Annotated in this window: 12 protein-coding genes; 3 read left to right on the forward strand and 9 right to left on the reverse strand. The window is 53.7% G+C overall.

What is annotated here, in order from left to right:
* Positions 1 to 23: 23 nt before the first annotated feature.
* Positions 24 to 2309, forward strand: a complete 2286-nt coding sequence (locus AC58P5_RS21685) for a beta-glucosidase family protein (protein ID WP_497390237.1) — start codon at positions 24 to 26, stop codon at positions 2307 to 2309.
* Between the two features lie 53 nt (positions 2310 to 2362).
* On the opposite strand, the gene AC58P5_RS21690 is transcribed toward AC58P5_RS21685, so the two are convergent.
* Positions 2363 to 3958, reverse strand: a complete 1596-nt coding sequence (locus AC58P5_RS21690) for a copper amine oxidase N-terminal domain-containing protein (protein ID WP_497390239.1) — start codon at positions 3956 to 3958, stop codon at positions 2363 to 2365.
* Positions 3959 to 4301: 343 nt separating this feature from the next.
* On the opposite strand from AC58P5_RS21690, the gene AC58P5_RS21695 reads away from it, so the two are divergent.
* Positions 4302 to 4898, forward strand: coding sequence for a hypothetical protein (locus AC58P5_RS21695; protein WP_497390241.1), 597 nt, complete (start codon positions 4302 to 4304; stop codon positions 4896 to 4898).
* A 449-nt stretch (positions 4899 to 5347) separates the two neighbouring features.
* On the opposite strand, the gene AC58P5_RS21700 is transcribed toward AC58P5_RS21695, so the two are convergent.
* Entirely contained in the window at positions 5348 to 5830 is a 483-nt protein-coding gene (locus AC58P5_RS21700; RefSeq protein WP_497390427.1) for a DsrE/DsrF/DrsH-like family protein, read from the reverse strand.
* Positions 5831 to 5906: 76 nt separating this feature from the next.
* Positions 5907 to 6701 (reverse strand): sulfite exporter TauE/SafE family protein, encoded by a 795-nt coding sequence (locus AC58P5_RS21705; protein ID WP_497390243.1) that lies wholly within the window; start codon positions 6699 to 6701, stop codon positions 5907 to 5909.
* A gap of 151 nt (positions 6702 to 6852) precedes the next feature.
* Between AC58P5_RS21705 and AC58P5_RS21710 the strand changes: the two genes are divergently transcribed.
* Positions 6853 to 7023, forward strand: a complete 171-nt coding sequence (locus tag AC58P5_RS21710; RefSeq protein WP_497390245.1) for a hypothetical protein — start codon at positions 6853 to 6855, stop codon at positions 7021 to 7023.
* Positions 7024 to 7087: 64 nt separating this feature from the next.
* On the opposite strand, the gene AC58P5_RS21715 is transcribed toward AC58P5_RS21710, so the two are convergent.
* The 6 genes from AC58P5_RS21715 to AC58P5_RS21740 all read right to left on the reverse strand — a co-directional run bounded on the left by AC58P5_RS21715 (position 7088) and on the right by AC58P5_RS21740 (position 12530).
* Positions 7088 to 7315, reverse strand: coding sequence for a sulfurtransferase TusA family protein (locus tag AC58P5_RS21715; RefSeq protein ID WP_217561009.1), 228 nt, complete (start codon positions 7313 to 7315; stop codon positions 7088 to 7090).
* Positions 7316 to 7372: 57 nt separating this feature from the next.
* Entirely contained in the window at positions 7373 to 8494 is a 1122-nt protein-coding gene (locus AC58P5_RS21720; RefSeq protein WP_497390429.1) for an MBL fold metallo-hydrolase, read from the reverse strand.
* Positions 8495 to 8849: 355 nt separating this feature from the next.
* The gene (locus tag AC58P5_RS21725) at positions 8850 to 9428 is read right to left on the reverse strand and encodes a sulfurtransferase TusA family protein (protein WP_497390247.1); all 579 of its coding nucleotides are present in this window, start codon (positions 9426 to 9428) and stop codon (positions 8850 to 8852) included.
* Positions 9429 to 9844: 416 nt separating this feature from the next.
* Positions 9845 to 10819 carry a ring-cleaving dioxygenase gene (locus AC58P5_RS21730; RefSeq protein WP_497390249.1) on the reverse strand — a complete coding sequence of 325 codons (975 nt, stop codon included), beginning with the start codon at positions 10817 to 10819 and terminating at the stop codon, positions 9845 to 9847.
* Positions 10820 to 10844: 25 nt separating this feature from the next.
* On the reverse strand, positions 10845 to 11294 hold the full coding sequence (locus tag AC58P5_RS21735) for a MarR family winged helix-turn-helix transcriptional regulator (RefSeq protein ID WP_497390251.1): 450 nt from the start codon (positions 11292 to 11294) through the stop codon (positions 10845 to 10847).
* 201 nt (positions 11295 to 11495) lie between these two features.
* Positions 11496 to 12530, reverse strand: coding sequence for a hypothetical protein (locus tag AC58P5_RS21740; protein ID WP_497390253.1), 1035 nt, complete (start codon positions 12528 to 12530; stop codon positions 11496 to 11498).
* Positions 12531 to 12629 lie beyond the last annotated feature (99 nt).

The following is a 12629-nucleotide window of genomic DNA, read 5'->3' on the forward strand; positions in this document are numbered from 1 at the left end:
ATCGCAAGAGGAGGATGACATCTATGAATCCGTCAACTGAAACTTTGTTAAAAGAACTGACGCTTGAGGAAAAAGCCGCTCTTTGCTCGGGCTTGAATATGTGGATGACCAAAGGAATCGAACGGCTGGGTATCCCGTCTATTCATATGTATGACGGCACGAACGGCATACGCAAAACGAACAGTGACGAAGAAATGGGCATCACGGGAGAAAATATACCGGCCACCTGCTATCCGACGGGCTCGGCAATCGGCTCTTCGTGGAATACCGAACTTCTTCACGAAGTCGGCACCGCTCTTGGCGCGGAAAGCAAGCAAATGGGCGTAGAGCTGCTGCTCGGGCCGGGAATCAATATGAAACGCACGCCGCTCGGAGGGCGCAATTTCGAATATTATTCGGAGGACCCTTGTCTGTCGGGCGAGCTCGGGGCGGCATTCGTAAACGGGTTACAAAGCCAGGGCGTCGGCGCATCGGTTAAACATTTTGCCTGCAACAACCAGGAGTACGAGAAAATGGTAACCAGCTCGGAAGTCGACGAGCGCACGCTGCGCGAAATCTATTTAAGCGCTTTTGAACGCATTGTCAAAAAATCGAATCCCTGGACGATTATGTGCTCCTATAATCTCGTGAACGGCTCCTACGCAAGCGAAAACGAACATCTGCTTCATCATATTCTCCGCGAAGAATGGGGATATGAAGGGGTTGTGCTGTCCGACTGGACGGCTGTCAACGACCGGCTCCGCGGCCTTAAAGCCGGACTTGACCTGGAAATGCCCGGGCCGGCACAGTACAATACGAATGCGATTGTCGAAGCGGTCCGGAACGGCCATCTGAGCGAGGCCCAGCTTGATAAAACGGTCCGCCGCATTCTCGAACTTGTGCGCAAAACAGTCGGAACAGGAAGCGGAAATGAAAAGGAACACCCTGCTGCCGATTATCATGCCCTTGCCAGAAAAGCCGCGGCCGAAAGCATGGTGCTTCTGAAAAATGACAATCACATTCTTCCGATTGATGCCGCAAAGGTATCTTCTATAGCCGTTATCGGCAAATTTGCCAAACAGCCGAGAATCCAGGGCGCGGGCAGCGCCAAAGTAACGCCGACTCATATCGACATTCCGTGGGATGAGATGGCTAAGGTTGCGGGCGATTCCGTCTCGTTCACCTATGCGGACGGTTATCCGCAGGATGACAGCGTGGATGAGAACCTTATCCGGGAAAGCGCCGAATTGGCGGCGAAGACGGATATGGCGGTCTTGTTTGTCGGACAACCTGAGTATGCGGAATCGGAAATGCATGATTTGGACGGCATAGAGCTGCCTTTGCATCAGATCAAGCTCATTGAAGCGGTGTCCGCCGTTCAACCTAAGTGCATTGTCGTTACAAGCAGCGGAACGGCGCTGGCGATGCGTCCTTGGGTGCATCATGTGCCGGGGATTCTCCACTCTTGGCTGAGCGGACAAGGCAGCGGCAGAGCGATAGCGGAAATTTTGTTCGGCCGCATAAATCCGTCCGGCAAACTATCCGAGACGTTCCCCGTCAAATTGTCCGATAACCCGTCGCATATGCGCATTCGCGGCGAAAACGGAAAGCTGTATTACCGGGAGGGCTTGTTCATCGGATACCGGTACTACGACAAAAAAGAGATAGCGCCGCAATTCCCGTTCGGACACGGATTGTCGTATACTACCTTCGCTTACTCTAACTTGAAAGCCGTACAGAACGGCGGCACGGTAAAAATTACGTTCAGCGTTGAGAATACGGGAGCTATGTACGGGAAAGAAGTCGTCCAGTTGTACGTGCATGACGAGGAGTGCAAGTGGGTCCGCCCGGAGAAGGAACTGAAAGCATTCGCAAAGCTTGCCCTGCATCCCGGCCAGAAAAAAGACGTAAGCTTTATTCTCGAAGAACGGGACCTTGCTTACTACAATACGAAATATAATAAATGGGTCGCCGAAACCGGGTATTTCCAGTTCGCGGCGGGCAGTTCCTCGCGGGATATCCGCATTCGCGAAAGAGTGTATTGTGATTTCGGAAAAGAAGTTATTGCCCTTCATAAATTCAGCTTATTAAGCGATTGGCTCGGCAACCCGACGGCGAAGTCGGTCTTGGTCGAAAGTCTTGAAGAAATGAACGCCCATGTGTCTGACAAGGTATACCTTAACGAGGAATTTGTCGGCTTCTGGGGAGATTTTCCCGTCATCAAAATTTTCCAGATGTTCGGACAAAATTGGCTGGCCGATACATCTCCGGATGTGCTCCTGGATCAGTTGATCCAATCCTTCGAGCATAAACGGCGGACCGAATTATAAAAAAAAGTGCCCATCCATGAGGATGGGCATTTATGCGGTCCGGGGGACCCGAATTACATGAATTTCGTCAGGGTGATAGATCTGTCCTGCTGTCCCCATTTAACGTCCCAGCCGAGCAGTTCCGTAATAAACCGCAGCGGCAGAACGGTTCTTCCATCCGCATTGACGAATACGTTGGAACCGATATTTTTCTTCATGCCGTTAAGCTCCATATAATCTTTACCGATCCAGAACTGCATTTTGTCGCTGCCGGCCTTAACCCAGACGGACTGGGCCTCATTGTCCCAAGTCACTTCCGCGCCGATTCCTTCCGCCAGGTAACGCAGCGGGATGTAGCTCATGTCATTCCAGATGAACGGAGTCGTGTCCATCTTCGTTACGGTCCCGTTGATGTTCAGGTCATGGCTGCCGATTTGCATCCACACGGTGGTCATGGACGGGTCCGCCTTTTCCTGGAACTTCTCGCCGTATTGCGTCACGATGGCATTCCCAAGCGCCTGGCCTACGCCGAACATGACCTTGAAGCCTTCGCGGTCGGTTTTATAGGCGGCTGCATAGTTGCCCGCAGCGTATTCGTTCAGCACTTTCTGTACCTGACCTTCATGCTGGCGGAGCACATCCTGGGCAGTAGCGGCCGGAAGGTTGCCGGCGGTCGCCGTACCGAGGAAGTTAGCAAACTCGGTCGTAAACCCGTCGATTCTTTTCTCCACGGCGGCTTTTGCGGCCTCGTCTTTGTTTTTGACGGCAGTCACATAATCGCTTTGGGCGTTCACGTGGTTCGTGACCCAGATTTTCTCGAAGGCCATGCCGCCTTCGGCGCCGTAGATCGAGCCCATCGCGGCTTTGAAATCGGCCGTATTGCCGCTTTCCGCCTTGATCAGAGCGTCGGAGTCCTTGCTCCCGTCGTACTGCTTCTGCATTTGCAGTGTAGAGAGGGCCAAGTGCTCTGCGGCGAGATTGTTCAGAGCCGATCGCAAATCAGCCGCCGGCGTATCCGCCTTCGTGTTGTTGAACTTCTCCGGCATTTGCGTGGTGATAGCCGTGGACAACGCTTTGCTGATTGTGAACATTTCCTTGAAGCCTTCACGGTAAGCCGTGTAAGCCCCCTGATAATCGCCTGCGATATAGTCGTCGAACGTTTCCTGAACCTGATCCTCGTGAAGACGGATCGCCTGGGCGGCAGCCTGCTTCGGAAGCTTGCCGGCGGTCGCTTTATCCAGGAAGGCCGAGAATTCGTCCACGAAGCCCTGCACCTGTTGTTCCGCTTTCTTGCGGGCTTCCTGGTTGTTCATCTTGGTCGCTTTGACGAGATCGTCCGTGTACTTATTGTGGGCCCGGAAAATCCGCTCGAACTCGGCCGCGCCTTCTTTCCCGTAGAGGGAGGCAATCGCCGGCGTCATATCCAGCGCGTTCTGATCCAGTGCCTTGTACGCTTCGGCCGCATCTGCGGAGCCGTCGTACGCTTTCGTCATGGCGGTAACCGCCAGCGCGAAGTGTTCGGAAAGCAGGTGATCCAAGCTGGCCCTCAGATCGGCGGCCGGTGTGTTTACCGTAGCCTTCGGTGTTTGAACAGCGGCTGCGTTGGCGGCCACCGTCGGCATAAGGATGGACAAGCTCAGTGCCGGAAGAAGTAATTTTTTCATTTGCATGGACGTTCACTCCCTTGGTCTATGTGTTTTCGCGTTTCCGTTTTGGCGATGCTTGTTCTTGTTTGGTCTTTACATAGGGTGTAACGCAGGGGAATGAAGTTTGGATCACTGTTTTCCAAAAAAGTTTTTTGGGGAGTCGGACGAATCCGTTTTTTTACTTTAATTGCCAATTTAATCAATAGCCGCTACACTAGAGAAAACATCCACCCTCCCCGGAGAGTCGGCCACAAGTGTCTTTCGTTCATACAGCTTGCTGTCCGAACCCGGACGCCGAACGGCTATACATTTCACGTCATTAACTTTTATTCAATCCGAAGTCTTTATTAAGTAACAGGAGGAAAAGATGACTAAAAAAGCGATCACCGGGATTACTGCGCTTGCTGCTGTGGTCCTATCAAGTACCGTTGTGTATGCGGCCAATACGACAGCCGGACTAACGCCCGCCGACACGGCACGTCCGTTTATCGAAAAATATCCGGCCATCGTGTCCCCAGAGGCCTCCTCTAAACCCATTCCTTATAAGGAGTTTTCCCACGCTAGCGTATATTCGAAATTAGAAACCTCCTGGAATAAGGCGATTCAGGCGCTTAATCAAAAGCCCTCTAAGGAAGCAAATCAAGACTCCAAACAGCCGGTCGCGTTCGCTCAAGATCAGTGGAACTTGATTGCGGGTCCCGATATTGAGGCTGAATTCGAAAGCAAGCTCGGCCGGAACGAAGCTTCTTCTTTCAATGAAGTTTTCATTACGGCGACTCGCGGGCTTAAACCCGGCGATCTTATGTATGCGCTGCTTCTGCGCGACAACAAAGCGGAAGCCAAGGTTGTCTGGCAGCGGGCCAACGGGGATATTCATGTCTCGCATCTGCGGCAGTCCAAAGACCTCCACGGCAATGCCGTATGGTCGCTGCTCGGCAGCGAAGAGATTCCTTCCGGAGAGTAACGCAGCGGGCAGCGTACTATGCGTAGCATGCGGCGAAAAGCATAGGGGAAGCGTACTATCCGCAGCATGCGGCGGGCAGCACAGGGTGAGCGTCTGTGCGCAGCTTCCGGCAGGAAGCGGCGGCGTCTGGTTAAGCACGCCGATCAGGTAGCCGGTCAAACCGTGAAGCCACCGGGGTCTCTCTTTGCACCGGCGGGCTCGCTCCCGTGCACAGCCCGGACGCACCGTCTGGTGTCCCCGGCCGGTACCGTGCGAAGCCGGACGGCGAAGACACCCACCGGCGTAAATAAAAAGGGAAGGAGTCGGACTCCTTCCCTTTTTGACGCAGCCTTGCCCTGCCGCCATGTTCACACCGCGTGCAGTTCCCGGCGCGCGATACGGCGGCGGCACCGGGAGCTGCACGCGGCGGCGCCGGACCATCGCACAACGGCTTCGCTCTTTTTCCGCCGTCAAATAAACAGATTCACCTTCGCCTGCGAGGCATCGCCCAGGTAAGCGGCTACGCCCGCGTACTCGATCCCGTCCAGCAGTTCTTCCTTTTGCAGGCCGAGCAGATCCATGGTCATCGTACAGGCGACGAGCTTGATGCCCTGCTCCCGCGCCAGCTCGATGAGCTGCGGAAGCGTCAGCGCATTGTGCTTTTTCAGCACATGCTGAATCATTTTCGGGCCCATGCCCATATAGTTCATCTTGGACAGGCCCAGCTTCTTCGGCCCTCTCGGCATCATGCGGCCGAACATCTTTTCCAGCCAGCCCTTCTTGAGCTTGACGGGTTCATCCTTGCGCAGCGCGTTCAACCCCCAGAAGGTGAAAAAGATCGTCACCTCGTGATCGTAAGCGGCCGCGCCGTTCGCTATAATAAAAGCGGCGATAGCTTTATCCATTTCTCCGCTGAACAAGACAATCGTCGTTCCTTCTTTATGATTCTCCATCATGTCACTCCTTTATACATATACCTGTATACGTATGAAAATTGCGAAAATTTTAGCCGATCCGCAGCGGACCAGCTTACTTCAATAAAATAGGCAGCCATATTTTAACTGCCGTGGCGGCAATGAGCACAATCAATGCGTACCGCAGGTATTTCACGTTAATCCGGGCCGACAGCCGGGAACCGAGCGGCGCTCCGAGCAGACTGCCGATGACCGTAAATAAGATCGGAAGCAGCGGAATATGCCCCGCCCCGATTTTCCCGATCACCCCTCCGACCGCCGAAATAAACACAATGGCCAGCGAAGAAGCGATCGTGGTGCGGGTAGGAATTTTCAGCAGGGTCAGCATGATCGGGATTAGAATAAACGCCCCGCCCGCGCCGACGATCCCCGAAACCAAGCCCACTGCCAGCGCCGAAAGTACGGCGAGCGGCTTGTTGAAAACGAGGCCGCTCCCTTCCTCCTGCCGCTTCCCCTTAACCGGGATTAGCATCAGCACCACCGCGATTACCGCCAGCACGCCGTAAATGACATTAATCGTGTCGCCCGGCATATATTTCGAAGCCAATCCGCCGATCAGACTGCCCGCAAGTACGCCTCCGCCCATATATAAGACAAGCCCTTTATGAACGAGGGAGGGCCCCTTCTTCCTGCGGCTTTGAAACAGGACACCGGACAAGGCGGCGAAGAATACCTGGAACATCGAGATCGCGGAAACTTCCTGAGCCGTAAAAGCGGCCTCCCCGAACAGAGGAGGGACGAACAGCAGGAGCGGATAGTTGATGATGGCTCCCCCGATTCCCAGCATGCCCGAGAAAAAAGACCCGGCGAGCCCCAGCGCCAGCATGATGACCGCTAACAAAATATCCATAACATCCTCCTTGTCTGACCTGATGCGAATCTTTAGCACAGCATTCCGGCGGCGGCATAAATTAGAAGGGAGAAGCGCTGTACTTCCATCCCCGATCCGGCTATAATAAGTCAAAACCAAGTAATTTAGTTGGAAAAAGGGGTTTTAAGAAATGATTCAACAACTCAAACGGTTATTCGTTTCCGCTTGTCCCCATTGCGGGCAGCACCTCCAAAGCGATGAAGCTACCTCGCACTGCGTAGTTAAAGTTTGCCCCGGCGGTCACTACACCGAAGAAACCTACGGCCATCTGGGTGTCCGTGTCGTTTATACCGATAACTGATACGGGAGTTGCGGAAAAGCCCGGAGAATCGCGTTTTCAGGCAGCCTGTGCCAACGCTCCCGCCTTATTTTTTTCTCACGTAGAATGTATATACGCCGTTATCTTCCTCATGCTTGATCAGCTCGTGCCCGGTCTGCTTAACCCAAGCCTGAAAATCGTTCAGCGAGCCTTTGTCCGTGGACAGAACTTGCATAATGCCTCCGGATTCCAGCGAATCGAGTGTCTTCTTGGCTTTGACGATCGGCATCGGACATGCCATTCCCTTCGTATCAACCGTTACGTTCACTTCCATATTGTTATCCTCCTCTATCGTTTATCCCGTTAAGGATTGCTCTTGTAAAGAATCGTATTATTGATCGTGCACGGCACAGCGGTTCGGACCAATCTCCATTTCGCGCTGTTCTTCTTCCGTCGGCATTATTTTGCCCATATTGGTTTGCCGGATTTCCCGGTACGCATTGGGCTGAGGAGGCAAGTTCTCCGAAACGGTTTTTCTGAACTCGTCTTCGTCGCCGATATTCAGCCCCGGATTATTCGCGAAAAGATCGCCGAGTCTGGCGGACACTCTTCCGCCTTCGTCCAGCTCGGCAAACCGCCCGAAGTGCGCCGGGAGCACGATCAGCTCTTCGGACAGCTTCTTGTAGCGGTCGTACAACGTGGTGCGCAGATCCGCGACCCAGTCCTCCGCCTTGCCGGCCAGATCGGGACGTCCGATGGAAGCGACGAACAGGATGTCTCCCGTCAGCAGATAGCGGTCGTCCACAACAAACGACGTGCTTCCGATCGTGTGGCCCGGGGAATAGAGCGGCTGGATCGCGATCCGGGTGGAGCCGGCCGTAATATCGGCGCCTTCCACCAGCTCCGAGTAGCCGAACACCACTTCTTCCGCATCTTTGGGCGGCAGCCAGTAAGACGCTCCCGTTTCTGCGGCCAGCTTGCGGCCTCCGGATATATGATCGGCATGCAGGTGCGTATCCAGCACATGCTTGATCACCGCCCGCTTCTCCCGGGCAAAATCGATGAACACCCCGGTCATCCGTACCGCATCAATCACCGCGGCTTCCCCGCCCGAGATCACCATGTAAGAAAGGCAGCCTTTGCCGATTCGTACGAATTGGTAGACGGCTCCTCCGTCTTTCAGATCGCCCACCTTCACGGGCTCCAGGTGCTCGCTCCACGATTTCATTCCGCCGACCAGGTACGAAACATCGGAGAAACCCGCTTCCACAAGCTGCTCGCCCACGAATTTCGACGAGCCTTCTTTGGCGCATACGACCAGCACTTCCCGGTCCGTCGGGATTTTACCCGTTACGGCCTCCACGCCGTCCAGCAGCTCGAAGTACGGCACGTTCAGCAGCTCGATCTGATTGCCTTCGATTTTCCAATCGGCAAAGTCGCTTTCATTGCGTACATCTAATATAAAAAGGGTCTTCTTGCTAAGAACCTTCTTCGCCAGCGCGGCGGCCGTCATTCCTTTAAGCCGCCCTTCCTCTTGATTTCTCGCATTCATCCGTACAGCCTCCCTACCTCTTAAAAGTGATTCATGGTTTTAATGATCCGATCCGTTAATTGTCTGCCCAGGCAGTTCTCTCCCTCTCCCTCAAAAGATCAGCATAACGTCCGCATCGACAGCAAGATCAAGAAAAGTCGCGGCACCGCCGACTTCAATGCCCTTTCCGAAATCTTCCTCCGTAAGGCCGCGTCGAATATGCCACCATTGGATGCGATAATCGTTACTTTTCTGCTCATGGTGAAGTTCTTCCTAAGATGTTGGATTCAAGTCCGTTAAAATTTCAGGTGGTAAAAGGCTTCCCGCCGGCCGGGTGTCAAATGCCCGCCGACTTCTCCAGCGGACCCATCCAAGCGGACATGCCCGGAAGCACGTTGCGGATGTGCTTAAAACCTTGGCGCTCCAGCAGCTGCGCGGCCATATCGCTGCGTCTGCCCGTCCGGCAGACGATATACAGCTCTTCCTGCCCGTTCAGCTCGCCGATCCGCTGCTCCAGCTCGCCCAAGGGGATGGATACCGCCCCCGGTATGTGCCCGAATGCGTATTCCGCGGGTTCGCGTACATCGAGAACGTTCGTTTGCGGCTTTTCCCGCAGACACTGCTCCAGTTCATCGTTGGTTGCGGTATGCGGAAATTGCCGCTCTTCTTTGACCTCGGCAGGATCGGATTTGCGGATAAAATGGTGCAGCACCTTCCCTTCTTCGGTGGAGCCCAGGTACTGGTGGCCCGTCGTTTTGGCCCAGCTCCGGATATCGGCCAAAGAACCTTTGTCCGTAGCCAGAATCTCCAGCACCTGGCCGGAAGCCATCTGCTCCAGAGCTTGCTTCGTCCGTACGATCGGCATCGGACAGGCCAGTCCTTTAGCGTCCAGTATTTGATGAGTTTGAATATTCATAACGTTGAGTACCTCCCTGATGTTATTCCGCGGCGGCATAGCCTCCGCCGTTTTGTCCTCCCCGAGTTCATTCGGGATTTTTTATCGGCGGATCGGGATTCGCTTTATACTTATACCCGTATAGGTATATTGATACTATAACTTCTTTACAATAGTTCGTCAATCACCGTGTCCCTGGTTATGTTTGTAAACGGCAAAACCACGTCTGTCCGCTAAGTATGATGGCGTAAGAACTGCGGTGTTTGCAAGACATCAAGATTCATTTTCACTTAAATGTCGTTGTCGTGCTCGTACATCGCTCCCCCAAAAAACCTAAAGCGCGTACCAGCCGACTGAACTAAAAAAGCCTCCCGATGAACCTTTCGGTCCAAAGAGAGGCTTACACAAGCATTCACAGCGATGTCAAACGGGCGCGCTTAGTCCGTTTTCGTGTTGAGCGGCTTCAAACCCGCTTCAATCTGCGGACGCTTGGATTCCAGAAACGGCGGAAGCGCCAGCGACTCGCCCAGATGACGGATATCCTCGTCCGTATCGAAGCCCGGACCGTCCGTCGCAAGCTCGAACAGAATACCGTTCGGCTCGCGGAAGTACAAGGACCGGAAATAAAACCGGTCCACGAAGCCGGAATTCGGAAACCGGACCTGCCGGACCCGGTTGATCCAGGCGCGCAGCTCTTCCTCGTTATCCACACGGAAAGCGACATGGTGTACGCCGCCGCGGCCGAGCTGTTCACGGGAGAGATCGTTCCTCTGCTCGATATGAACCTCGGCCCCGCTGCCGCCTTCGCCGGTTTCGTACACGACGATGTCTGGCTGTCCCGGCACGTCGGCCGCGTAGCGGCCTTTTTCGCGGAAGCCCAAAAGCTCCGTCAGCACAATTACCGTCGGTTCCGGGTCCTGTACCGTCAATTTGACAGGGCCGAGTCCGAGGATGCCGTATTCGGCGGGAACCGGGCTTCTGTCCCATGGCGTGCCGCCCGGGACCCCTTTGTTGTCTTGGTCGGACACCAGGATCAGGCGCTGGCCCTCGAAATCACGGAATGCCAGTGTTGCGCGTCCCGCACGGTCTTGAATCTCGTCGTGATCGACGCCGAATTCGTTGAACCGTTTTTTCCACCAGCTCAGAGCTTCATCGCTGGCAACACGCAGGGACGCGGCCGAAATGCTGCTGACCCCCTCGCGGTTCCGTGCGGCCATCGGAATTTCGAAGAACGTCAATTCCGTCCCCGGGCTGCCCTTCTCGTCCCCGTAAAACAAGTGATACACGCTAATATCGTCCTGATTGACCGTCTTCTTCACCAGACGGAGTCCCAGAACCTTCGTGTAAAATTCGAAATTTTCCGGTGCCTGTGCGGTAATGGCCGATACGTGGTGGATGCCTTTAAGTTCCATGATGATGCCCTCCCCGGTTGTGTGTTCAGGATTGTTTCTGGACTTTTTTCAGCAGCTCCAGAAGCTGCTTCTTCTCTTCCCGGTCCAAAGCCTCAAATTGGGAAGCCTGAAACTGTTCCTGCTGCGGAACGACTTCGTCAAACAAAGCTTGTCCTTCCGCCGTCAGGGAAATATATTTGGTCTTCCATTCCTGCTCACGCCTGATCCAGCCCAGCTCCTCCATTTTACCCAGCAGCTGCGTAATATTTCCCTTGGTGACCAGCAGCTTGTCCGCCAATTCCTGCTGAGTCAGCCGCTCGTGCGCGCCGACCTGAGCCAACACATCGAACTGCGCGGCCGATAAGTTCCAGCCTTTCAAATGCTGGTTGGACTGCCGGATGCTCTGATTGTACACGCGCGACAGCCGGAACCAGATCAGCACCCCGAGCTTTTCCTCCTGCTTGGAGAGAAGCGGCTCCTTCTGATTCTTTTCCATGGGCTCACCCCGCTTCCGTTGATGACTTAAGTTTAGTACTAAACTGATAAAAAGTCAACGGCTCACTGCCGTCTCTGGGCAAACTAAAAACCGTTCCGGGTTGGAACGGTTTTTAAGGGAATAGGGCCGCCAGTGTCTTCGCCGATTTTCCCGCTCCCTACTTTGGGCTTCCTTTCGGATTTAGCCATTCCCGCGCTTCTCCTAGCCGTTTTTCTTGCCGCGCTTTTGCTTCTTGGATTCCTGCTGTTCCGGGTATGACGAGGTAACTATCACCTTCACTTGATCATCGTGATCGGAAGCCGGCCTGGTTTTAACGATCGGGTCGATGCTTGCCGCCATACGATGGATGGCATCGAACACAAGCCCCTTGTCCATCAGCCTTTTTACTTCATCCAGATCAATTGGCTCCGCAGAATCTTGCCGTGTTACGTGTACCGAAGACGTTTGCGCGTCATCTTTGTTGTCTCGGGGCTCTTCTTCCTTTTTCAGCCCGGACGCCCTCATCGCCCGTTCCATTTGAGCACGCACCGCCTCGACTTGATCTTCGATCTCTTCTCCCGGCTGGTCTTGTCCCGTCTCGGAATCGGGAGGAAGCGAATCGAGAAGAAGCTCGATTTCGTCCATTTGTGCACGGATCGGCATAAGCGTATCGTGTACGTTGATCAGATCGGTCAGTTGCTTTTCGTCGATGGCTTCGATTAATGCCAGTTGGGCGGCCAGTCCTTTCTGGACCTCTGCGAATTGATAGCTGCCCGACAATGCTTCAAGACGATTCATTAACTGATTTCCCTTTGTCTGGAGCTGTGAAAGAATGCTTTCGTTCTCGTGCTCCATCGCAATCAGCTTCTCTATCTTCTCTTTAAGAGAGTCGTAGCTTGTCTTAAGAGCTTCTATCTCTTCCCGCAATGCTTTTATAAGGATGCGGCTATCCCTCATTAATCTATTCGTAGGAATATCCGCTATTCGGTGTTTAAGTTCCTCCAGCTTTGCCCCGGCTGTATTCATTTCTTCTTTTACCGGACGCAAATTTTTCTCCGTTGCACGGCCTTTATACAAATCTACAAGAGGACTTATCATCTCTTCTAATTGAAAATACTCAAAGTGGAGTTCTTCCGCTCTCTGTGCAAATTTCTTTTTGTTGGATCTTTGAGAAAAAAAGGCAGGCCAGAAAATGCTGGAGTAAAAACCAACAAGAATGACAAAAATCCAGAGTATCCAATCTACTATAATAGACATTCTACTTCCTATCTGCTCCTTTTATCGGCATCGATTTCACAATCGCCATTCCCCGGCACGGAAATGGGCTCGGATTGATATATACGGGCTTCTTCTGCC

The sequence above is a fragment of the Paenibacillus sp. JT31N7 genome, assembly GCF_059692095.1.